Here is a 22,335-nt window from a genome sequence, read left to right as displayed (position 1 = left end):
CGCCTCACGCATTTTAGGCGTTGCAGACAGCCAGTTCGTCGGCGCTCAGGGCGACGCCCTTGTACGAGAAGGCGGTCACGGGACCGAACTTCTGAACCACGCGACGGCAGGCGCGCGTCGCGGGCTGTTCCGTGCCGCCAGCAGCGGTGCAGGTCGCGCCTTCGCAGGACCAACGAGCGCCGTCGATGATGGTGGCGCGTGCGGGCGCCTTGGCGGCGTCGGCCAGCGTCAGGCTGGTGGCGGCGGGGGCTTGGGCGACCGCAGGGGCGGCGGCGAACAGGGCGGCGGCGATCAGCAGAGCGCGCATTGAAAACTCTCCGAAATGAAGAACGGCGTCATGCCGCTGCGCTCCCATGTCAGTTTTCGATAAAAACTGTCAAGGTGCGCGTAGCGGATTATGAGCGATGATCACTTATCGATGATCATGTTTCAATTGCGGCGCATCGCCGCCGGCCTGAACCTGCGCCATCGCCTCTTCGACGGTTTCGGCGACGGTCCAGGCGTCCAGGAATGACTGCGGCGTCATTCCTTCTGCGACGCTGTGCTTCATCAGCTCGAAGAAGCCGTTCCAGAAGCCGTTCAGGTTAAGGAAGACGACCGGCTTGTGGTGCAGGTCCAGCCGCTTCCAGGACAGCAGCTCCACAACCTCTTCCAGGGTGCCGATGCCGCCGGGCGCCACCACGAAGGCGTCCGACTGATCGTACATCAGCTGTTTGCGTTCGTGCATCGAAGTGACGACGACGGTCTCGACCTCGTCGAACAAGCGTTCGCGGCTGCGCAGGAAAGCCGGCATGATGCCGACGACCCGGCCGCCCGCCTCATGCGCGCCGCGCGCCGAGGCCCCCATCAGGCCCACGCCGCCGCCACCATAGACCAGCCGCCAGCCGGCCTCGGCCGTCACCTTGCCGAACGCATAGGCCGCCTCGGTATAGGTAGGATCGGCGGTCTCGGAGGCGCCGCAGAACAGGCAGACGGAAGAGCCGTCGAACGGCAGGAACGAAACGGGGGGCAGGGACATGGAGCCTCGAAGAAAACGAATAGGCGGCCTGGCCATGGCCAAACCGACGGCGCTCAAGCTAACACAGGCTCGAGCCGCTGGGTCGCCAGTCCTATATCGTAGAGGCGCAGGATGAAACGTCAGATGATGGTCGCGTGTGTCGCGGTCCTGGCTGCCGCAGCCTGTTCCGATCAGCAGGGCGGCGTGGCGGGGCCGACGGGGGCCGACGAGGCCTCGCCCTGGGTTCGCCCGCCCCAGATTGATGGCGTGATGCGCGACGGCGGCGTTCTGGTGCTGCGCGGCGGGGCGGGGCCCAATGCGCGCGTCGTACTGCGTGCGCCGGATACTGCGGCCGTGGCGACGACGGCGGACGGCGCGGGGCGGTTCGAACTGCGACTGCCGCCTTTGAGCGGCGATGTACGCTTCACGCCTGAGGTGCAGGTGGGCGAGGACGCCGCCGTCTCGCCTGAGACGCTGGTGGTGATCCAGGGCGGGGCCGGTCCCGTCGCCCTGATTGCAGCAGGCCAGCCGACTGTCCGGCTCGATGGCAGCGAGGGGCTGGATGCGGTGGATTCGGACGGTGCGACTCTGATGGTGTCAGGCCGGACGAATGGGGCGGCTCCCTCGGTCAATATCAACGGCGCAGATATGGCGCCGACGGCGATCGGGCGCGGCCGCTGGCGGGCCGTCATCGGACAGTCGGGTGCGGCGACGATCACGGTGAATGGAAAGCGCTTCGACTATCCGGGCGCGGGCGCGGCTGCGGGCTTCGTCGTCGAGCGGGCGGGGGCGGGCTGGCGGATCACATGGCCTGTCGAGCCATCCGGGCGTCAGACGACCTGGCTGCCTGACTGAAGGCATTTAACGATCTGGAAACCATTTCGGTTAAGAAATGGGGCCGTCCTCAGGGACACCATCACCGAACCTGCTTGCAGCCCGGCGCCCCCGCCGGGCTTCTTTTTGCCGCCGATCAGCCCTTTCCCGACGTGTCTTCGGCGCCCTCGGTGCGATCGCGGAACAGGGCGGCGCGGGCCAGCAGGATCAAGGTGACCGGCGTTGTGACCGTCAGGAAAAGGCCGATCAGGATTTCGCGGGGCATGAAACGCCGCTCGACGATCGTGAACCAGACGATCGACGCCAGCAGGACCAGCGCCATGCCTAGCGTGGCCCCGAGCGTCGGAGCGTGGACGCGCTCATAGAAGGTCTTCAGCCGAACCAGCCCAACCGCGCCCAGTAGCGAAAGGGCCGACCCGATGACCGCCAGGACGACGACGATGATGGCGGCCCATGCGGGAAGTTCAGCTTGGGTCATTCGATCACCTCGCCACGCATCAGGAACTTGGCCAGCGCCACGGTGGCGGCGAAGCCCAACATGCCGATCACCAGAGCGGCCTCAAAATAAAGCTGGCTGTTGGTGCGGATGCCGAACACCACCACCAGCAGCATGCCGTTCAGATAAAGCGTGTCCATGCCCAGGACGCGATCCTGGGCGCGCGGACCGTGAATGATCCGCCACGCCGCCAGGGCCATGGCGCAGATCAGCATCAGCTGGGCCAGACCCAGGCCCCAGGTCAGCACCGCCGCCGTCATTCGAAAATCTCCATCAGCCGGCGTTCGTAGCGATCCTTGATCAGCCGCACCCAGGTCTCTTCATCCACGAGATCCAGCACGTGCAGCAGCAGACGGCCGGTCGCGGCTTCGTACTCGACCCACAGGGTGCCGGGCGTCGAGGTGATGATGATGGCCAGGACCGCCAGACCGTATCGGTCGCGCAGGTCCAGCGGGATGTGGATGAAGCCGGATGTGCGCTCATGCCGTCGCCGCCCCAGAATGATGTGCGAGACCGCCCAGTTGGAGCGCACGATATCGCCCACGACGTCGATGGCGAGGCGCATGATGGTCATCGGCGCCTTCACCCGCACGCGATCCACGCCCAGCGCCAGCATGATGATCGGCGCCAGCAAGGCCAGCAGCACCGCGAGCGCCAGAGCCGGCGGCGCAACCGAGGCGCTGAGCAGGATCGAGGCGACGAACAGGCCTAGCGACAGGATGGGGTAGGGAAGGACGCGTCTCATCGACCGCCTCCGCCCAGGACCGCGTGGATGTAGCCTTGCGGTTCAGCCAGCCAGGCCGCGGTGTGGTCGGTGTAGATCAACGCGGGACCAGCGAAGATGGCCAGAAACACGCAGGCGCCGAGCAGGGCTGCGACCGCCGTCAGCTCGGCCGCACCCACGACGAACGCCGGCGCGTCCTCGTCGCGGGTCCAGATCGCGCCGACACCGAGACGCGTCAAGCCGATCAAGGCGCCGAGGCTGGATACGGAAAGCACAGCGACCAGCGTCCAGGCCGCCGCATCGCCAACGCCGACCAAGGCGCTGATCATCGACAGTTTTCCGACGAAGCCGGCCAAGGGCGGTAGACCGGCGACCATCAGGGTGCAGATCAGAAAGGCCCCGCCCAGGGCCGCGACGGCCGCCGGAATGACCAGGCCTGGCTCATTGCGCTCTTCGTCGTCGAAGGGATCACGATACTCGTCATCGAAAACAGCGCGCGCCTCGCCGACGTCGGTCTCGCGTCCGCGCTGGAGAATCTCGGCCAGCAAGAACAGGGCTGCGCAGGCCAGGGTTGAGCCAATCAAGTAGAAGAGCGCGCCGCTGAGGGTCGCCGCATCGCCGACGCCAAGGCTGGCCAAAACGGTGCCAGACGAAATCATCACGCCGAACCCGGCGGCGCGCGACAGATCGCGAGAGGCGATCAGGCCGAACGTGCCGAACGCTATGGTCGCCAGTCCGCCGACGAACAGCCAGGTCAGGCCAAATCCGGCGGAGGCGCCCGCGTCGGCGCCGAACAGCAGCAGACTGAGGCGGATGACGACATAGACCCCGACCTTGGACAGGATGGCGAAGACCGCCGCCGCCGGCGCGGTGGCAGCCGAATAGGTCGGGGTCAGCCAGAAGCCCAAGGGCCACATGGCGCACTTGATCAGGAAGGCTGTGCCCAGCACCGCCGCTCCGATATGAAACAGTCCTAGGTCATCTACTGAAACGGTCGCAACCCGCGTCGCAACATCCGCCATGTTCAGCGTGCCGGTCACCCCGTAGATCAGGCTGACGCCGATCAGGAACAGCAAGGACGCCGTCAGATTGACGGCGATATAGATCACGCCCGCCCGCACCCGCGCCTCGCCCGACCCATGCAGGGCCAGTCCGTATGAGGCGGCCAGCATGATTTCGAAAAAGACGAACAGGTTGAACAGGTCGCCGGTCAGCAGGGCGCCGTTCACGCCCATGATCAGAAGCAGGAACAGGGCGTGGAAGCGCGGTCCCGCCCGGTCCCATCGCGCCAGGGCGAAGATCAGCGCGCATCCGCCAAGAACACTGGTCAGCGCGACCATCATCGTCGACAGCCGGTCGGCCACCAGGACAATGCCGTAGGGCGCAGCCCACGATCCGAGGCGATAGACGCGGGCAGTATCCCCGCCGCCCACCGCGCCGTTTGCGCTCTCGTGCAGCAGAACCAAAGCCATGACCAGAATGGCGGCCATAGCGCTCAAGCTAAGCGCCGCCTTCAGCGTTCGGCGACGTTCGTCCAGCAGCAGCATGGCTGAGGCGATGATCATCGGCAGGACGATGGGGCCGATGATCAGATGGGCGTTCCAGTCGATCATGCGTCCGGCTCCTTGCCATCGACATGGTCGTTGCCGGTGATGCCGCGCGCGGCCAGAATGACGACCAGGAACAGCGCCGTCAGGGCGAAGCTGATGACGATCGCGGTCAGGACCAGCGCCTGCGGCGTCGGGTCGGTGTAGCGCGCGGGGTCGGAGACGTCGCCCGCCAGCACGGGCGGCGCGCCCGACCTCAGCCGCCCCATGGCGAAGATGAAGATGTTGACCGCATAGGACAGCAGCGACAGCCCCATGATCACCTGAAAGGTGCGCGGGCGCAGCAGCAGCCAGACACCCGAGGCCGACAACACGCCGATGGCGAGGGCGAGAACCAGCTCCATCATGACGGCTCTCCTTCTTCGGCGTCTCTTTGCTTAGGCTTGCGCAGCGACTGGTGCGCCAGGGCGACGAGGGTCAGGACCGTGGCGCCCACGACCAGAACGACCACGCCCAAGTCGAACAGCACGGCGCTGGCCAAGGGCACGCGGCCCAGGATCGGCAGGTCGGCATACTGGAACCAGGAAGTCAGGAAGGGATAGCCGAACAGCCACGATCCGATCCCGCTGAGGGCGGCGATCACCAGGCCGGCTCCGATCCAGAAGATGGGCCGGATCGCCAGCCGCTCTTCGACCCAGCGGGCGCCCGAGGCCATATATTGCAGGATGAAGGCGATCGACAGGGCCACACCCGCCGCGAAACCGCCGCCCGGCAGGTCATGACCGCGCAGGAACAGGTGAACGGCGAGCAGGATGATGAAGGGGAAGATCCAGCGCATCACCACGCGGGGGATCAGCATGGTCTCCTTCAGCGTGTCGCCCTCCGATCGCGTCTCATGATCGCGGTCTGAGGCATCCTGCACGCTCTGCTGGCTGGGATTGGACAGGGTGTCGTCGGCGGGACGGAAGCGGCGCAGCAGGGCGAAGATCGTCAGACCGACAATGCCCAGAACCGTGATCTCTCCAAAGGTGTCGAAGGCGCGGAAGTCGACCAGGATGACGTTGACGATGTTGCGACCGCCCGCGTCCTTGTAGGCGTGTTCGACGAAGAAGCGCGAAATCCCCTCGATCGATGGTCGCGTCATGACGGCGTAGGAAATGGCCGCCAAGGACGCGCCGACGGCGGCGGCGATGATCAGGTCGATACGGCGGCGGCGGCGAGACCGCTTCTCCATGGCCTGTGGCAGGCGAATGGTCTCCAGCCGTTTCGGCAGCCAGCGCAGACCCAGCAGCAGCAGGACGGTGGTCACGACCTCGACCAGCAACTGGGTCACGGCCAGATCCGGCGCCGACAGCCAGACGAAGGACAGGCAACTGGCCAGACCTGCGCCGCCCATTAGAACGACGGCGGCAAGCCGGTGATATTTCGCCTGCCATGCCGCCGCGACTGCACAGCTGGCGCCGACCAGCCAAAGACCGGCGAAGGCCCAGTTGGACAGGGTGAATGTCGGCATGATCGGGCGGATGACCAATCCTGCGCCGATCGCCGCCAGCCCGCCCGCCAGCAGGGCGACCAAGACGATGGCCCTCAGCTGTGCCTGTTGTCGTGTGGCCCCTAACAGGCGAACCATCGCCTCCGACCCCTTGAACAGGCCGGTCATGGTTCGCTCGAACAACCAGCCGCCGTTCAGACGCTTCCAGCCCCACGGTCCGCCGCGCGGGTTGGCGTTGATGCGTTTGCCGAAGACGACATAAAGACCCACGCCGCCGGCGAGGGCGATAAGGCTCAGCACCAGCGGCAGGTTGAATCCGTGCCACAGGGCCAGACTGTAATAGGGCAGGTCAAAGCCCAGCACCGAAACGGCGGCGCTCTTCAGGAACGGTCCCACTGTCACAGCCGGGAAGATGCCGACGACCAGACACAGGGCGACCAGCACCTCGACGGGGCGACGCATCCAGGCGGGCGGCTCGTGCGGGATGCGATCCAGCTCGGTCGGAGGCGGGCCGAAGAAGGTCGCGTGGATAAACCGGAGTGAATACAGAACACTGAAGGCGCTGGCCAAGGTGGCCAGGGCGGGCAGCAGCATGTTCAGGCCGTGCGTATGGGCGCTGGCCACCGCCTCGGCCAGGAACATTTCCTTGGACAGGAAGCCGTTCAACAGGGGCACGCCCGCCATCGCGGCTGCGGCCACCATAGCCAGGGTCGCCGTGAAGGGCATGAAGCGGAAAAGACCGCTGAGCTTGCGCATATCCCGCGTGCCGGCCTCGTGGTCGATGATGCCGGCGGCCATGAAGAGCGACGCCTTGAAGGTGGCGTGGTTCACCGTGTGGAAGATGGCCGCGATACAGGCCAACGGACTGCCTAATCCCAGCAGCAGCACGATCAGGCCCAGATGGCTGATCGTCGAATAGGCCAGCAGGCCTTTGAGATCATGCTGGAAGATGGCGCACCAGGCGCCGAGCAGCAGCGTCGCCAGACCCATGCCGCCGACGATCAGATACCAGCTCTCAGACCCCGCCAGGACGGGCCAGAAGCGGATCAGCAGGAAGATCCCCGCCTTCACCATGGTCGCGGAGTGCAGATAGGCGCTGACCGGCGTCGGCGCGGCCATGGCGCGGGGCAGCCAGAAGTGGAACGGAAACTGCGCGCTCTTGGTCATCGCGCCGAGCAGCAGCAGAATCAGCGCGGGCAGATACAGCGGGCTGGTCTGGATCGCCTCGCGCGACGCCAAGACGACATCGAGGTCGTAGCTGCCGACGATCCGCCCGATCAGGATCATCCCGACCAGCAGGGCGATGCCGCCCATGGCCGTCACCGTCAGCGCCATTCGCGACCCTTCGCGCGCGGCGGGGTTCTGGTGCCAATAGCCGATCAGAAGGAAGGAAAAGAGGCTGGTCAGCTCCCAGAATACGACCAGCTGAATCAGATTGCCCGACAGCACCACGCCTTGCATCGCGCCCATGAAGGCCAGCAGGAAGGAGAAGAACCGCGGCACCGGATCCTTCGGCGACATGTAGTAGCGGGCATACAGCACCACCAAGGCGCCGATCCCCAGGATCAGGGCGCTGAACAGCCACGACAGTCCATCCAGTCGCAGCACCAGATTGACGCCCAGCGACGGCAGCCACGGGATCTCGTAGCGCAGCGTCTCCCCGTCCTGGAACATCGGCCATAGCGCAGCCAGACACCCCAGGCTGACCAAGGCCACGATCCAGGACAAGATGGCGGCCGAGGTGCGTGCGTGACGCGGCAAGCCGGACGCGACGATGGCGCCAAGGAACGGCAGGACCAGGATGACGACGAAAAGGAAGCTGATGGACATCGAGGCGGGGCGTCTCTCCTGGATCGTGAGGGATAGCTTTGCCAACGCTCAAGGTTGGCCAAGGTTCGCTTTGATCTACGGACAGGGGCGGTGTGCGTCAAAGCGACACCAGATCGCGGCACGTCCGCGCCCAGCAGCTCGGTCGTCGTGCGAGAAGGATCAGGTATTATGGAAAATTTTTGACCTAACGCCTTGTCTGGCCTCAGTCTTTACCCCGAGTGGCTCCGCAGGTAGGATTCGAACCTACGACCAGCCGATTAACAGTCGGCTGCTCTACCACTGAGCTACTGCGGAACATCTGCTCGGGAGGCGGGCGTATAGCAGCGGCTGTTCCGATCTTGCAATGGGAAAACGAGCCAATCGAAACGATATTTATCGACGATCCCGCAGACCCGCGTGTTGCGGCCTATCGCGATATCCGAGAGCGCGATCTGACGGGTCGTCAAGGACTGTTCATCGCGGAAGGGGAGGTCGTGGTGCGTGGACTGGCGTCGACGGCGTCGCGCTGCCGGCCCCTGTCGCTGCTGCTGGCGGAAAAGCGCGTTGCGGCCTTGGGCGATGTCATCACGTCTCTGGCGCCCGCGACGCCCGTCTATGTTGCGGGCCAAGCCGTGCTGGACCGAATCGCGGGTTTCGAACTGCATCGGGGCATTCTGGCCTTGGGCCAAAAGCCCGAGCCGCTGTCGCTGGACAAAGTGCTGGCGGATATCGGGTCGCAGGACGTGTTCGTCGTGGCCAGCGGGATCGGCAACCACGACAATGTCGGCGGCTTGTTCAGGAACGCCGCCGCGTTCGGCGCCACGGCGGTGCTGCTTGATCCGACCTGCTGCGACCCCTTTTACCGCAAGGCGATTCGCGTTTCGGTCTGCGCGGTGCTGCGCACGCCGTTCGTCGTGGCCGGCGCGACAGACATTATCGAGGCCCTGCAGCGGGCCGGCGTCGAGGTGTTGGCGCTGACGCCTTCGGCGACCGAGCGGCTTTCGGACTACAGGCGCGCCGGACCGGTCGCTCTGATGCTGGGGTCGGAAGGTCCGGGGCTGCCCAAGGATTTGATCGACCGTTGCCGGCCGATCGGCATCGCTATGGCGGGCGGGTTCGATTCGCTGAATGTCGCGGCGACGAGTGCGGTTGCGCTTCATCATCTGACGACGACGCCGCTTGCTGGAAGCTGAAAACGCGAAGGCCGCCCCGAGGGGCGGCCTTCGTCCGTATCGTCGCGATGGAGGCCTGACCGGGAATCGAACCCGGGTGCAAGGATTTGCAGTCCTCTGCGTCACCACTCCGCCATCAGGCCGCTTTTTGTCCCCGATTTCTCGGGGGCGGTCATCGCGAGGGGCGTTCGCTATCAGATCGGATTGTCCGCTGCAACGCACGGACCTATAAGCGCGCGAGATTTCCTCCCGGATTATCGTTGAAGGCTGCCTACAGATGGATTTCACCGCAGAGCGCAAGGCCATGGTCGACTCGCAGGTGCGAGTGAACGACGTGACGGATCGCGCGATTCACCTGGCCATGATGGCTGTGCCGCGTGAGAAATTCTGCGCGCCTGATCGCGCCTTCGCCGCCTATTCCGAAGAATCGGTGATGATCGCGGGCGAGCGCCGCCTGATGCCTGCGCGCGACGTCGCCAAGCTGCTGCAAGCGGCCGATGCACGCGAAGGCGAGAAGGCCCTGGCGATCGCCGCGCCCTATGCCGCCGCCCTGCTGGCCCGTATGGGTGTCAGTGTCACGGCTCAGGAGTCGGACGAGGCCGTTTTCGCCGTGGTCGGCGAGGCCCTGTCCGAAGCGGGCGTAACCACGGTCGTCGCGCCGTTGGCTCAGCCGAGCGGCGAAGGATGGGATCTGATCATTTCCGAAGGCGGCGTCGAGAGCCTGCCCGAATCGTGGGGCGCGGCTCTGCGTCCCGGCGGCCGGATCGGCGTGGTCGAACGCCGCGGCGCCATCGGCAAGGCGGCCCTGTATGTTCAGACGCGCGAAGGGCTGTCGCGCCGCGAGCTGTTTGATTCGTCGCCTGCGGTCCTTGCCGAGCTGAAGCCGGCCCCCACTTTCGCGCTGTAAGATCAAAGAGACGAGCGGTTGCGACGGAAATCCCGCTCGCAACCGTGAAGAAAACTTAACTGGCGTGTGGTTCGGTCAGGCCGCAGTTACGCTTGAGAAAACATTCGGGCGTTCTTCGGAGCGTCACGCAAGGACGGACAATGTTGAAACGCTCGCGTGTGCTGGCTTCGGCCGCTGTGGTCGCTGTGATGACCGGTCTGGGCGCGCCGGCCTGGGCCGAGACGCTGCAGGACGCCATCGCCCTGGCCTATCGGACCAATCCCAACCTGCTGGCCCAACGCGCCAACCAGCGTGCGCTGGACGAGACGGTGGTCCAGGCGCGGTCGGGCCTGCGCCCGACCATCGGCGCCTCGGCCGGCGTCGACTATACCCGCAGCGACTTCCCCGCCGTGACCCAGTTCGTCGACACGAACGGCGACGGCATACCCGATACCCAGGTCAAGACCTCGTCGTCCGAAACTGAAGGCGCCAATGTCGGCGTCAGCGTCAGCCAGAATGTCTGGACTGCCGGTCGCACCTCGCGCGCCATCGACCAGGCGCGCGCCAGCGTCCTGGCCGGCCGCGAGAACCTGCGTGAGATCGAACAGTCGGTCATGCTGTCGGTGATCCAGGCCTATGTGAACGTCACCCGCGACATGGAAATCCTGCGTATCCGTCAGGAGAACCTGACGGTGCTGCAACGCCAGCTGGAAGAAACCAGCGCCCGTTTCGAGGTCGGCGAGATCACCCGCACCGACGTGGCCCAGGCCGAAGCCTCGCAGGCGCAGTCTGAAGCCGACCTGGCGAACGCCCAGGCCCAGCTTTCCACGTCGCGCGCCGCCTATGCCGCCGTCGTCGGCCAGTCGCCGGCCGATCTGGAAGCCGCGCCGGTCCTGCCGGAAGTGCCCAGCGACTTCGACGTCGCCATCGAGACGGCGTTGCAGCGCAATCCCGCTGTCCTGGCCGCGACCTATCAACTGCAAAGCGCCGAGGCCGCCGTCGCGGCCGCCCGTTCGGAATATCTGCCGTCGGTGCGCGCCACCGCCTCCTATGGCGGATCGACCAACGATCTGGGCGACCTGGGCGAACTGGCCGATCGCCGCAGCTTCACGGCTGGCGCGACCCTGTCCGTGCCGCTGTTCACCGGCGGTCTGAATCGCTCGCGCGTCGCCCAGGCTTTGGAGCGCGCCAACGCGGCCCAGATCGGCATTGAGGGCGAGCGCCGCACCGTGCTGCAGAATGTCAGCTCGGCCTATGCCCAGGTGCTCTCGACCCGCGCCACGGTCGCGGCCGGCACGGAAGCCGTTCGCGCAGCATCGGTCGCGGCCGAAGGCGTGCGGCAGGAAGCTCAGGTCGGCCTGCGCACCACGCTTGACGTGTTGAACCAGGAACTAGCGCTTCGGAATGCCCAGACTTCGGTCGCCAGCGCCCGCGCCGCTGAATATGTCGCCCGCGCCTCGCTGCTGGCCGCCATGGGACAGTTGGAAGGCCCGGCGCTGAACCCGACGATCGAGGCCTATGATCCCGCTGCGAACTACGACCAGGTCAAGGGACGCGGCGGCCTGCCGTGGGACGGCGTGATCGAGACGCTGGACCGCGTGGCCTCGCCGCCGATCGTGACCACGCCGGACACCGCCGACGCGCCGATCGACGCTCAGCTCAAGGGCGAGGTTGTGCGCACGGCGCCGCAGAACTGACCGCGTCGAATACGGACGGAAACCGCCCGTTGATTCCGACGGGCGAAGATGCGACGACAAGGCACAGGTTTCGAGCGATCCGTCGTTCGGCGCCCACCCCTTCTACCCAGGCCTCGCCCAAGGTTGCGCCATGACCGATCAGTCCGCCCAGGAACCGACCATGGAAGAGATTCTGGCGTCGATTCGCCGGATCATCTCCGAAGACGAGGCCCCGGCCGAGACGCCGGCGGCCGCGATGCCGGAAGCCACGCCTGAGCCGGTTCCCGAACCGATCGCGGCCGAAACCGTCTTCGCCGCCCCGGTCGAGCCGACGCCGGAACCCGCCGCCGTCGAAGACGACGTGCTGGAACTGACCGACCGCTATGAAGCGCCGGCCGAGACCATCGGCGACCTGGACGTGGTAGAGCATTCGCCCGCGCCCTATCAGCCCGAGCCGGAACCCGCGCCGGCTTACGAATCGGCTCCCGAGCCGGCCCCGGCCTATGACACTCTGGTCGGCGACAGTGCCGCCGCCAGCGCGGCCTCGGCCTTTGCGGGCCTGGCCGCCAGCTTCAAGAAGCCTGAGCCGGCTCCGTCGGCCTCGGGCGACCTGCCCTTCGTCAGCGGCAACACGGTCGAGGCCATGGTCGCCGAGATGCTGCGCCCGCTTTTGAAGGACTGGCTGGACAACAACCTGCCCGGCATTGTCCAAGCGGCGGTACAAAAGGAAGTCGAACGCATCGCGCGCAGCGCCTAGCCCTTCGCTTCAGCCCAGACTAATCCGAGGGGCGGCTCCTGAAGGGGCCGCCCTTTCGCATTTTGCAAAAGACCTATTCCGATGCTTGAGAAGACCTTCGAACCCCAGGCCGCCGAGCCCCGCCTTTACGCCCAGTGGGAAGAGAGCGGCTTGTTCGCGCCCCGCACCGACGGCGCCGCAGAGGCCTATTCGATCGTCATTCCGCCGCCCAACGTGACCGGCAGCCTGCATATCGGCCATGCGCTGAACAATACGCTGCAGGACATCCTGGCCCGCTATCACCGGATGAAGGGCAAGGCGGTGCTGTGGCTGCCGGGCACGGACCACGCCGGCATCGCCACCCAGATGGTGGTCGAGCGTCAACTGGCCGCCGCCAGCAATGTGGGGCGTCGCGACATGGGCCGCGACGCCTTCATCGAAAAAATCTGGGAGTGGAAGGCCGAAAGCGGCGGGACCATCGTGCGTCAGCTGCGCCGCCTCGGCGCATCGTGCGACTGGTCGCGCGAGCGGTTCACCCTGGACGAGGGGCTAAACGCCGCCGTCCGCAAGGTCTTCGTGCAACTGCATAAGGAAGGCCTGATCTATCGCGACAAGCGGCTGGTGAACTGGGACCCGCACTTTCAGACCGCCATCTCTGACCTGGAGGTCGAGCAGCGCGAGGTGGACGGCGCCTACTGGCATTTCGCTTATCCGCTGGCGGACGAGGAAACATACGAACACCCGGTGATCTTCGACGACGAAGGCAATGCGACGGAGTGGGAGACGCGAAACTTCATCGTCGTCGCCACGACGCGGCCTGAGACGATGCTGGGCGATACCGGCGTGGCCGTGCATCCGAATGACGAGCGTTACGCAGCCATCGTCGGCAAATCGGTTATCCTCCCGATCACCGGGCGCCGTATCCCGATTGTCGCCGACGAATACGCCGACCCGACCAAGGGCTCGGGCGCGGTGAAGATCACGCCGGCGCACGACTTCAACGACTTCCAAGTCGGAAAGCGGGCGGGCCTGCCGGCCATTAACGTAATGGACGCATTCGGTCGGATACTGAACTTTGACGCAGCCTACAAGGGCGTCGACGCCGAGGGGCGGACAACAGAAGACTTCGAGATTTTGCGTTTGGTCGAGAGCTTCCCGGATTTCGCGGGCCTCGACCGCTTCGCCGCGCGCAAGGCCATCGTCGCCCGCGCCGAGGAAGAGGGCTGGCTGCGCGAGATCGAGAAGACCAAACACGTCGTGCCGCACGGCGACCGCTCTGGCGTGGTGATCGAGCCGTGGCTGACGGACCAGTGGTACGTCGACGCCAAGGTCCTGGCCCAGCCCGCGCTGAAGGCGGTGGAGCAGGGCGATACTGTGTTCGAGCCCAAGTCCTACGAGAAGATCTATTTCGAATGGCTGCGCAACATCGAGCCGTGGTGCATCTCACGCCAGCTCTGGTGGGGGCACCGCATTCCGGCCTGGTATGGCCCGAATGGCGAAATCTATGTGGCTGAAACGGAAGAGGACGCCCGCGAACAGGCGATGGCGGACTATGATTCCGAGGTCGCCCTGACCCAGGACGAGGACGTTCTGGATACCTGGTTCTCCTCGGCCGTGTGGCCCTTCTCGACCATGGGTTGGCCCGAGAAGACCGAGGATCTGGAGCGGTTCTATCCGACCAGCGACCTGGTCACGGCGGCGGACATCATCTTCTTCTGGGTCGCCCGGATGATGATGATGGGCCAGCACTTCATGGGCGAGGTCCCGTTCAAGCGCGTCATCATCAATGGCCTCGTCCGCGACGAGAAGGGCCAGAAGATGAGCAAATCCAAGGGGAACGTCATCGACCCTCTGGGCATCATCGACGAGCTGGGCGCCGATCCGCTGCGCTTCACCATGGCGATCCTGTCGGGTACTCGCGACATCAAACTGTCGAAACAGCGGATCGAGGGTTACCGCAACTTCGGCACCAAACTGTGGAACGCCGCGCGCTTCAGCCAGATGAACGAGGCGCGCCGGATCGAGGGCTTCGATCCCGCGAGCGTCGGCCAGACAATCAACCGTTGGATCCGCGGCGAGCTGACCAAGGCCGAACGCGCCGTGTCCGAGGCCATCGAGGGCGGACGCTTCGACGATGCGGCGGGCGCCCTGTATCGCTTCGTCTGGAATGTATTCTGCGACTGGTATCTGGAACTGGCCAAACCGGTGTTCCAGGGCGCCGATGAAGCCGCCAAGGCCGAGACGCGCGCGATGACCGCATGGACGCTGGATCAGACGCTGAAGCTGCTGCATCCGGTCATGCCCTTCGTCACCGAGGAACTGTGGGCCGAACTGGGCAAGGAGGGGGCACCCCGCGATTTGGCGCGCGACGGCTTGCTGATCGGCGCCGAGTGGCCGGTGCTGCCGGACGCCTTCATCGACGCCTCGGCCGAGGCCGAGATCGGCTGGCTGGTCGATCTGGTGGGCGAGATTCGCGGTCTGCGCGCCGAAATGAACGTGCCGCCGTCGGCCAAGCCGCCGCTGGCCTTTGTCGCGCCCGACGCCGTGACGGCCGAGCGGATGGCCCGCCATCGCGATCTGATCCTGACCCTGGGTCGTGTGTCCGAGGTCGGCTCGGCTGACGCGGCGCCGACAGGGGCCGTGACCTTCGTATCCGGCGGCTCGACCATCGCCTTGTCCTTGGCGGGCATCATCGATCTGACCGCCGAACGGGCCCGTCTGGAGAAGGAAATCGCCGCCTTAGACAGCGACATCGGTCATGTGAACAAGAAGCTGGGCAACCCCAACTTCGTGTCTCGCGCGGCGCCGGAAGTCGTCGACGAACAGCGCACCAAGCTGGGCGAGGCCGAGGCAGGCAAGGTCAAGCTACAGGCGGCGCTGGCGCGTCTGGCGTCGCTTTGACGCCCCGATGAAAGCACGGCCGTGAAGACGCGGATTGATCAGCTTCTGGTCGCACGCGGCCTGTTTGACAGCCGCTCGCAAGCGCGCGCCGCGATCGTGGCGGGGCTGGTTCTGGCCGACGGCGTGATCGTGCGGAAGGCGTCCGAACAGTTCTCGGATGACATCGCGCTGGAGGCCCAACCCGCCCACCCTTGGGTCGGACGCGGGGCGCTGAAGCTGGACCACGCCCTGACCCTATGGCCCGTTCTCGTGGAGGGCAGGGTGGCGCTGGATGTCGGCGCATCGACGGGCGGCTTTACCGAGGTTCTGCTGAACCGCGGCGCGGCCAAGGTGTTCGCCGTCGACGTCGGCTTCGGCCAGATGCACGCACGGGTGTCGTCCGATCCACGCGTGATCAATCTGGAGCGCACCGATGCGCGCGACCTCACGCCTGATGTGATCCCGCAGCCGCCGTCGCTGGTCGTCTGCGACGCCAGTTTCATCAGCCTGATCAAAGTGCTGCCAGTCGCTCTCGATCTGGCGACGCCCGGCGCGGATCTGGTCACCTTGGTCAAGCCGCAGTTCGAGGCCGATGGCCCGGGCGGCGGCAAGAAGGGCGTGATCAAGGATGCGAGGGCGCATGCGGCGGCCGTGGAGCGCGTGCGCGACTGGCTGGAAGCGTTGGGTTGGGCGGTTCAGGCGACAACCGAAAGTCCGATCACCGGTGGCGACGGCAATCTTGAGTTCCTGCTCTGGGCAAAGAAGCCGGGCTAGGGCCGTAACCCCCAAAACGGGCTCAAGTAGGCCAACGGCCGATAGCCCCAAAACGGGCTCAAGTAGGCCAACGGCCGATAGCCCCAAAACGGGCTCAAGTAGGCCAACGGCCGATAGCCCCAAAACGGGCTCAAGTAGGCCAACGGCCGATAGCCCCAAAACGGGCTCAAGTAGGCCAACGGCCGATAGCCCCAAAACGGGCTCAAGTAGGCCAACGGCCGATAGCCCCAAAACGGGCTCAAGTAGGCCAACGGCCGATAGCCCCAAAACGGGCTCAAGTAGGCCAACGGCCGATAGCCCCTGAAACAAAGAGAAACCGCCGGAGGATTACTCCTCCGGCGGCTCCGTCACGTCGTCGATCGACAGGGGGGCTGAAAATTAATCGACGACGCGATAGCGGCCGTACTGGTCGGGGCAGGTGCGGACGTAGCGGGTGTCCGTGCGACCATCCGGCAGACGAATCTGGCTTTCGGCCAGACGGCATCCATCTGAATTCTGATAAGATTCGACCGGGCGTGAGCGGTCGTCGTAATAGCCGCCACGGCTGTAGGCATAGTCATCGCGACGATCATAGTCGTCGTAGCGATAGCCTTGGTCGCCGGTGTAACGATCGTCGTAATAGCCGTAGCTCGGTTGGCTATAGCCCTGGGCGTAATAGCCGTTCGAGCCATAGCTGCTCTGATAGCTGCGGCAGGCGTCCGAGCTGGATCGACCGACCTGCGACCCGACGACAGCGCCGAGCACGCCGCCCAGGATGCTGCCTTCCGTGCGTCGACCGCGTGCGGCCAGTTGCGAGCCGATGACGGCGCCCGCGCCGCCGCCGATCACCGCGCCGGCGCCGGTGCGGCCTTGGCGCTCGCGCGCGCAAGGATCGTAATATCGGCCGCTGTTGTAATCATACGAGCGGCTGTAGGCGCCCGTGCCGTAGTTCTGGCTATAGCCGCTGCCGTAATGGTTCTGGGCCGACGCCGTGAGCGGGGCAGCCGTGACGCCGAACGCCAGGGCGGCGACGGCGGCGATCGATGTTTTCGTGAGACGCATTTTCCAACCCTCTGAGGACCGAACGGTTTTCCGTCAAACGTTAACGGCAAAGCCTCGTGTCTCGTTGCACTAGGATTTACGACGGCGAAGCTGAACGGCAATTGATCGGTTCGTTCATCTTCGTTCATGTTCAGCCGGTCCGCCGTTGTAGCCCCGTGGCTTGAGCGAAAGGGGACGCCCGGCTAGAAGCCCGCCGATGGACATCTTCACCATCGACCGCGTCGGCGGCCAGGGCGACGGCGTCGCCCAGACGCCGTCCGGTCCGGTGTTCGCCGGCCTGACCTTGCCCGGCGAAACGGTGCGCGGCGTCGTAGTGGACGGTCGGTTGGAAGAGGTCGAGATCATCACGCCCAGCCCCGACCGGATCGCACCGGTCTCGCCTCAATATGGCGACTGTGGCGGCTGCTCGCTTCAGCATTGGTCGGAACAGCCGTATCTGGACTGGAAGCGAGAACAGGTGCGCCTGGCCCTGGCGCGCGAGCGGATCGAGACCGAGATCGAGTCGACGGTGGCGACCCCGCCGGCCAGTCGTCGCCGCTTGGCCCTTCATGCCCGTCGCACCCAGGATGGACGGGTGGTGCTGGGCTTCAAGGCGCGCCGCTCCTGGCGGCTGGTCGAAGTGAAGGCCTGTCCGGTCGCCGATCCCCGGATCGTGGCGGCCATTCCGGCGCTGACCCAGGTCGCCGCCGCTTTTTTCGAACATCCGAAATCGGCCCCGACCCTGCACGTCACCTGGACCCTGTCGGGGCTGGACGTCGATGTGACCGGGGTCGAAAGGCGCTCGGGCGGCGGCCTGTCGGCTGACGCCCAGATGCAGGCCATTCAGGCCGCACACCGGGCCGATCTGGCGCGCCTCAGTCTGGCAGGCGACACCCTGGTGATGGCGCGCCAGCCGAAGGTGGCGTTCGGTCCTGCGACCGTGTCCCTGCCGGCGGGTGGATTTCTGCAGGCGGTCCCTCAGGCCGAGGCGGCGATGGTTGCGCGCGCGCTGGCGGCGGTGAAGGGCGCCAAGAAGATCGCCGATCTGTTCTGCGGCGCAGGGACCTTCACCTTCCCGTTGGCCACGGTAGCGCCGGTGATCGCAGCGGACGCATCCAAGCCGGGCATCGATGCGCTGAAGGCCGCCATCGGGTCTGCCAAAGGGATGAAGGCCATCACGGCCGAGGCCCGCGATCTGTTTCGTCGGCCGATGAATCCCTATGACCTGAAGGGATGCGACGCCATCGTGTTCGACCCGCCGCGGGCCGGCGCGATCGACCAGACGGCCCAGATCGCGGACACCAAGGCCGGCGTCGTCGTGGGCGTGTCGTGCAATCCTCAGACATTTGCACGTGATGCGCGGGTGCTGATCGATGCCGGTTTCCGGCTGGAGACGGTGACGCCGGTGGATCAGTTCCTGTGGTCCTCGCACGTCGAACTGGTGGGGGTTTTCAAACGATGATCTTGGACGACACGAACGAAGAGGACGGCGGCGGTTTCGACGCCGACGACTGGATGCGGCTGACACCGTTCACGGGCGCCGTGGCGACGCTGGACGACGTTCAGGCGCGACGTGCCGTCTTCGCCTTGGGCGAAACCGACGATCCGCGTCCCATCGCCATGGACCTGCCCCAGCCGGTCATCTGGTGGGAAGAGGACGGTGAACAGGCGGCGGTGGCCGTTCAGGCCGAAAGCCACCTCGGCGCCGATGGCGAGGAGATGGAAATCCTGGGTCTGATCCTGCCGGACGGGGAGGGCGCGGTGGCCCTGATGGAGGACGTCGATCTGGTCGATGACACCGATCCGACCTGGCGCGATCTGGTCACGCGGGCCATCGATCCTTCGGCGGCGGACGACTAACCGAACAACTCCAGCTGCGGCCGAGCGTCTGCGGGCACGCGGAACTGGGTTTCATCCAGCAGGCGGTGCGGCGTGTCGAGGCCGTAGCGTTTGACGGCGGCCTTGAACCGCGTTCCGATCAGTTCGGCGACGGGGCCGCTCCCCTTCATCCGCTGGGACCAGTCGGCGTCATAATCCTTGCCCCCGCGTGTCTGGCGGATCAGGGACATGACGCGCGCGGCGCGATCCGGGCGGGCGTCGGCCAGCCATTCCCGAAACAGATCCTTGATCTCAAGCGGCAGACGCAGGGTGACATACATGGCCCGGGTGGCCCCAGCCTTGGCGGCGGCCTCCAGGATCGCTTCCAGTTCGTGGTCGTTCAGACCGGGAATGACGGGGGCGAACCCGACCCCGACCGGACAACCGGCGTCGGCCAGGCGGCTGATCGCCTCCAGCCGCTTGGCGGGGGTCGAGGCGCGCGGCTCCATCGCCCGCGCCAGCCCACGATCCAGGGTGGTGATGGAGACGAAGGCCGAGGCCAGCCCCGCCTTGCCCATCGGGCCCAAAATGTCGGCGTCGCGCGCGATCAAAACCGACTTGGTGATGATGCTGAATGGGTGATTGAACCGCTGCATGACCTCCAGGATCGAGCGCGTCGACTTCAGATCACGTTCGACCGGCTGATAGGGGTCTGTATTGCCGCCTATGTGGATGCGCTTGCATCGGTATCGGGGTGCGAGGAACGCCTGTTCCAGCAGACTTGCGGCCTGGGGCTTGAAGAAGATCCGGCTCTCGAAATCCAGGCCCGGGGATAGGCCCATCCAGGCATGGGACGGACGGGCGTAACAGTAGATGCAGCCATGTTCGCAACCTTTGTACGGGTTGATGGAGCGGTCGAAGCCGATGTCCGGACTGTCGTTCCGGGCGATGATGGTGCGGGCGTGTTCAGGGGTGAGGGTGGTGCGCAGCGGCGCGGCCTCGGCGTCGTCCTGCGTCCAGCCGTCATCGAACGACTGATGCTGCTCAGGCTCGTATCGGCCGCTGGCATTCGAACGCGCGCCTCTTCCCTTGGCGGTTTCCATGGGAAGGACGATGCGACATCATCCGGAACAAAGCAAGAACATTTGTTCTCGCGATTTTGGTCTCAGTCGGGGCCGATGACCATGCAGGTCACGCGACGCGCGGCCAGCGCCTCGCAGGCGGACTTTGCGCCGGTTTCGGTCAGGCCCACGAAGCGCGAGCGATACCAGTCGCCGGCGGTCTGGACGTTGCGTTCGGCGGTGGCGAACTGATCGCGGAAGCGGCGGTTGACCTCGGTCAGCCAGTCGGTTGCCACCTTCTCTTCGCGGAAGGCCCCGACCTGCACCGCCCAGCGACCGGCTGGCGTGCGGGCAGCGGCGCGGGCGGGTTCCCGCGTTGCGGACGACGCCGAGCGACGGGGCGTGGTGGACGGCGCGACAGCGGCATTGGCCGGTGCGCCGTTCAGCGAAGCGGTGACATTGCGAGGCGCACGGGGAGCGGCGGAGGCGGTCGGCGCCGAACCAATGGGCGGCAGCGCTGCGGCGGCCCGCTGGCTGGCTGCGCGCTCCGACGGGGCAGGGGCGACACGGGTCGGCAGGGCGGCGGGCGCCGGCGCGGCCGTATAGGCGACAGCGGTGGATTCCGCGCCGACGCCGTCTTCGTCGTCATTGACCGAAGCATAGGCGATCGGGGCGTCGGCGATCGCCGACCCGACGCCGAACCCACGCTGCTCAAAGAAGGTCTGGGCCACCTGAATCCGCTCGCCTTGGGCGCGGCGGCGCTCGACTTCGAAGCCGGTGTCCATCAGTTCGGCGACGTGGGCGTTGCGGCTGGCGGTCGAGCGGCCGCCGAGAACCACGGTGATCAGGCGTCGTCCGTCACGCACGGCCGAGGCGGCGAGGTTATAGCCGGAGGCGTTGGTGTAGCCGGTCTTCATCCCGTCATAGCCGCGCCCGGTCGGCAGCAGGCCATTGGTGTTGCGATAGTTGCGGCCGTTGTAGGCCCAGTCGTGAAGGCCGAAATAGCTGTAATACTGAGGGAAATCGCGCATGATCGCGCGCGCCAGAATGGCTTGGTCGCGCGCGGAGGTCACCTGGCGTGCGTCCGGCAGGCCGTTTGCGGTGTAGTAGCGCGTCTGGGTCATGCCCAGCTGCGCGGCCTTCTGCGTCATCATATTGGTGAAGCGGGCTTCCGATCCGCCGATGTGCTCGCCGATGGCCAGGGCCATGTCGTTGGCGGACCGCACGGCGGTGGCGCGCATGGCGTTGTCCAAGGTGATGGTCTGGCCTGCAGCCAGGCCCAGTTTCGATGGCGGCTGGGACGCGGCGCGCGGCGAGATCGTCAGCACGTCGTTCACATTGGCCTTGCCCTGAGACAGCGCCTCGAACGTCAGATACAGCGTCATCATCTTGGTCAGGGACGCTGGATAGCGACGGCTGTCGGCGTTGCGCGCGAACAGGACCTCGCCCGTGGCGGCGTCGATCACGATGGCGGCGTAGCGGCTGTTCTCCTGGGCCGAGTAGGCGGTCTGGGCCTCGATCGGCCTGACGTTCGCGCCCAGAACCAGCGAAAGCGCGAGGACGGCGAACAGGCCACGGCGGAGAAAAGCAATCATGGGCGGGACAACCCCTCGGTGAGCAGGGTGCGACAGGCCCCCCGGCCGTCACGAACAAACAGCTAGCATAGGAAGCGCAGGTTTCGTGGTGGTTAACCGCGCGTCAACGCAAATTTGACCGGCCGATCAAGGTTATCGCCGATCATATTGTGCATTGCACAAAACGCTTGAAAAACCTTCGCACGTGCAGCATATTGCGGGTCTGCGAGATCCTCTCGCGTCATTATTTCCGCCCTCAGGCCCGTCCCCAAGGGCCTTCTACCGGAGAGACGATCATGGCCGACGCCGCTGAAACCGTGAAGAAAACCGCCGACCAAGCCACCGCCGCCGCAACTTCGGCTGCCGCCAAGGTCAAGGCGCAAGCCGAAACCATGCAGGCTGCTGGCACCCAGGCCTTCCGTGAAGGCATCGACAAGTCGACGGCCTCGATGGCCGAGTTGAACGCGCACAGCAAGAAGACCCTGGAAGCCATGGTCGAGTCGGTCACCGTCGCCCAGAAAGGCGCCGAGGCCCTGTCGCAACAGGCGCTGGGCTTCGCCAAGTCTTCGTGGGAAGACGGCGTCGCCGCCTCCAAGGAACTGTCGACCGCCCGTTCGGTGCAGGAGTTCTTCGAGCTTCAGACCGCCTGGGCCAAGAAGTCGATGGAGCGCTATGTCGCCGAGCTGACCAAGACGAACGAGATCGTCACCGCCACGGTCAAGGACAGCATCAAGCCGATCAACGAGCGCGTAACCGCCTCAGTCGAAACCTTCCAGGCCGCTCGCTAATCCCGCGAACCGCCTGAAGAATCGAAAAGGCCCCGGAGTTCGCTCCGGGGC

21 protein-coding genes and 2 tRNA genes are annotated in these 22,335 nt (G+C 65.8%); 10 read left to right on the top strand and 13 right to left on the bottom strand.

The features are described 5' to 3' along the window. Positions 1 to 13: 13 nt before the first annotated feature. Both A4249_RS08520 and A4249_RS08515 read right to left on the bottom strand, forming a co-directional pair. On the bottom strand, positions 14 to 307 hold the full coding sequence (locus tag A4249_RS08520) for a CC_3452 family protein (protein ID WP_017504618.1): 294 nt from the start codon (positions 305 to 307) through the stop codon (positions 14 to 16). Positions 308 to 412: 105 nt separating this feature from the next. Beyond that, positions 413 to 1,018, bottom strand: coding sequence for a TIGR00730 family Rossman fold protein (locus A4249_RS08515; protein ID WP_066551959.1), 606 nt, complete (start codon positions 1,016 to 1,018; stop codon positions 413 to 415). 111 nt (positions 1,019 to 1,129) lie between these two features. On the opposite strand from A4249_RS08515, the gene A4249_RS08510 reads away from it, so the two are divergent. Beyond that, positions 1,130 to 1,852 carry a hypothetical protein gene (locus A4249_RS08510; protein ID WP_197458364.1) on the top strand — a complete coding sequence of 241 codons (723 nt, stop codon included), beginning with the start codon at positions 1,130 to 1,132 and terminating at the stop codon, positions 1,850 to 1,852. 115 nt (positions 1,853 to 1,967) lie between these two features. Here A4249_RS08510 and mnhG read toward each other — a convergent pair whose 3' ends face one another. The 7 genes from mnhG to A4249_RS08475 all read right to left on the bottom strand — a co-directional run bounded on the left by mnhG (position 1,968) and on the right by A4249_RS08475 (position 8,214). Beyond that, positions 1,968 to 2,309 (bottom strand): monovalent cation/H(+) antiporter subunit G, encoded by a 342-nt coding sequence (gene mnhG, locus A4249_RS08505; RefSeq protein ID WP_066551954.1) that lies wholly within the window; start codon positions 2,307 to 2,309, stop codon positions 1,968 to 1,970. Then, positions 2,306 to 2,587, bottom strand: a complete 282-nt coding sequence (locus A4249_RS08500; RefSeq protein WP_066551952.1) for a K+/H+ antiporter subunit F — start codon at positions 2,585 to 2,587, stop codon at positions 2,306 to 2,308. Before A4249_RS08500 ends, mnhG begins: the two co-directional genes overlap by 4 nt. Further along, complete coding sequence (locus tag A4249_RS08495) at positions 2,584 to 3,072, bottom strand: Na+/H+ antiporter subunit E (protein ID WP_066551950.1); 489 nt, start codon at positions 3,070 to 3,072, stop codon at positions 2,584 to 2,586. Before A4249_RS08495 ends, A4249_RS08500 begins: the two co-directional genes overlap by 4 nt. Then, positions 3,069 to 4,664 carry a monovalent cation/H+ antiporter subunit D gene (locus A4249_RS08490; RefSeq protein ID WP_066551949.1) on the bottom strand — a complete coding sequence of 532 codons (1,596 nt, stop codon included), beginning with the start codon at positions 4,662 to 4,664 and terminating at the stop codon, positions 3,069 to 3,071. Before A4249_RS08490 ends, A4249_RS08495 begins: the two co-directional genes overlap by 4 nt. After that, positions 4,661 to 5,005: a Na+/H+ antiporter subunit C gene (locus tag A4249_RS08485; RefSeq protein ID WP_197458363.1), complete on the bottom strand. Its 345-nt coding sequence runs from the start codon at positions 5,003 to 5,005 to the stop codon at positions 4,661 to 4,663. The genes A4249_RS08490 and A4249_RS08485 overlap by 4 nt, the downstream gene beginning before the upstream one ends. Next, positions 5,002 to 7,920, bottom strand: a complete 2,919-nt coding sequence (locus A4249_RS08480; RefSeq protein ID WP_066551948.1) for a monovalent cation/H+ antiporter subunit A — start codon at positions 7,918 to 7,920, stop codon at positions 5,002 to 5,004. The genes A4249_RS08485 and A4249_RS08480 overlap by 4 nt, the downstream gene beginning before the upstream one ends. A gap of 219 nt (positions 7,921 to 8,139) precedes the next feature. Continuing rightward, a tRNA-Asn gene (locus A4249_RS08475) sits at positions 8,140 to 8,214 on the bottom strand. A 44-nt stretch (positions 8,215 to 8,258) separates the two neighbouring features. Between A4249_RS08475 and A4249_RS08470 the strand changes: the two genes are divergently transcribed. Further along, complete coding sequence (locus tag A4249_RS08470; RefSeq protein ID WP_082854112.1) at positions 8,259 to 9,092, top strand: TrmH family RNA methyltransferase; 834 nt, start codon at positions 8,259 to 8,261, stop codon at positions 9,090 to 9,092. Between the two features lie 48 nt (positions 9,093 to 9,140). Here the strand turns inward: A4249_RS08470 and A4249_RS08465 are convergent. Beyond that, positions 9,141 to 9,214 (bottom strand) — tRNA-Cys (locus A4249_RS08465). A gap of 134 nt (positions 9,215 to 9,348) precedes the next feature. Here A4249_RS08465 and A4249_RS08460 point away from each other — a divergent pair. The 5 genes from A4249_RS08460 (at position 9,349) to A4249_RS08440 (ending at position 16,023) form a co-directional block, all read left to right on the top strand. Then, positions 9,349 to 9,978: a protein-L-isoaspartate O-methyltransferase family protein gene (locus A4249_RS08460; RefSeq protein ID WP_066551947.1), complete on the top strand. Its 630-nt coding sequence runs from the start codon at positions 9,349 to 9,351 to the stop codon at positions 9,976 to 9,978. 140 nt (positions 9,979 to 10,118) lie between these two features. Further along, positions 10,119 to 11,654: a TolC family outer membrane protein gene (locus A4249_RS08455; RefSeq protein WP_066551946.1), complete on the top strand. Its 1,536-nt coding sequence runs from the start codon at positions 10,119 to 10,121 to the stop codon at positions 11,652 to 11,654. A gap of 130 nt (positions 11,655 to 11,784) precedes the next feature. Further along, positions 11,785 to 12,390, top strand: coding sequence for a DUF2497 domain-containing protein (locus tag A4249_RS08450; protein ID WP_066551944.1), 606 nt, complete (start codon positions 11,785 to 11,787; stop codon positions 12,388 to 12,390). Positions 12,391 to 12,471: 81 nt separating this feature from the next. Further along, on the top strand, positions 12,472 to 15,270 hold the full coding sequence (locus A4249_RS08445; protein ID WP_066551942.1) for a valine--tRNA ligase: 2,799 nt from the start codon (positions 12,472 to 12,474) through the stop codon (positions 15,268 to 15,270). Between the two features lie 21 nt (positions 15,271 to 15,291). Then, positions 15,292 to 16,023 (top strand): TlyA family RNA methyltransferase, encoded by a 732-nt coding sequence (locus A4249_RS08440; protein ID WP_066551939.1) that lies wholly within the window; start codon positions 15,292 to 15,294, stop codon positions 16,021 to 16,023. Between the two features lie 378 nt (positions 16,024 to 16,401). Here the strand turns inward: A4249_RS08440 and A4249_RS08430 are convergent, their stop codons facing one another. Further along, positions 16,402 to 17,064, bottom strand: coding sequence for a glycine zipper 2TM domain-containing protein (locus tag A4249_RS08430; protein ID WP_066551935.1), 663 nt, complete (start codon positions 17,062 to 17,064; stop codon positions 16,402 to 16,404). A gap of 196 nt (positions 17,065 to 17,260) precedes the next feature. Between A4249_RS08430 and A4249_RS08425 the strand changes: the two genes are divergently transcribed. Both A4249_RS08425 and A4249_RS08420 read left to right on the top strand, forming a co-directional pair. Then, complete coding sequence (locus A4249_RS08425; protein ID WP_066551933.1) at positions 17,261 to 18,505, top strand: class I SAM-dependent RNA methyltransferase; 1,245 nt, start codon at positions 17,261 to 17,263, stop codon at positions 18,503 to 18,505. Positions 18,506 to 18,507: 2 nt separating this feature from the next. Beyond that, positions 18,508 to 18,903 (top strand): hypothetical protein, encoded by a 396-nt coding sequence (locus tag A4249_RS08420; RefSeq protein ID WP_231868674.1) that lies wholly within the window; start codon positions 18,508 to 18,510, stop codon positions 18,901 to 18,903. On the opposite strand, the gene A4249_RS08415 is transcribed toward A4249_RS08420, so the two are convergent. Then, a complete protein-coding gene (locus A4249_RS08415; protein WP_066551930.1) occupies positions 18,900 to 19,964 on the bottom strand; it encodes a PA0069 family radical SAM protein in 1,065 nt (354 codons plus the stop codon). The genes A4249_RS08420 and A4249_RS08415 overlap by 4 nt on opposite strands. A 62-nt stretch (positions 19,965 to 20,026) precedes the next feature. Next, positions 20,027 to 21,517 carry a D-alanyl-D-alanine carboxypeptidase family protein gene (locus A4249_RS08410; RefSeq protein ID WP_066551928.1) on the bottom strand — a complete coding sequence of 497 codons (1,491 nt, stop codon included), beginning with the start codon at positions 21,515 to 21,517 and terminating at the stop codon, positions 20,027 to 20,029. Between the two features lie 275 nt (positions 21,518 to 21,792). Between A4249_RS08410 and A4249_RS08405 the strand changes: the two genes are divergently transcribed. Beyond that, positions 21,793 to 22,284 carry a phasin family protein gene (locus A4249_RS08405; RefSeq protein ID WP_082465129.1) on the top strand — a complete coding sequence of 164 codons (492 nt, stop codon included), beginning with the start codon at positions 21,793 to 21,795 and terminating at the stop codon, positions 22,282 to 22,284. Positions 22,285 to 22,335: the final 51 nt, after the last annotated feature.

The sequence above is a fragment of the Brevundimonas sp. GW460-12-10-14-LB2 genome, from assembly GCF_001636925.1.
Taxonomy (GTDB): Bacteria; Pseudomonadota; Alphaproteobacteria; order Caulobacterales; family Caulobacteraceae; genus Brevundimonas; species Brevundimonas vesicularis.
Note: the sequence above shows the minus strand (reverse complement) of the source record. Positions and strands in the feature narration are given on the sequence as shown.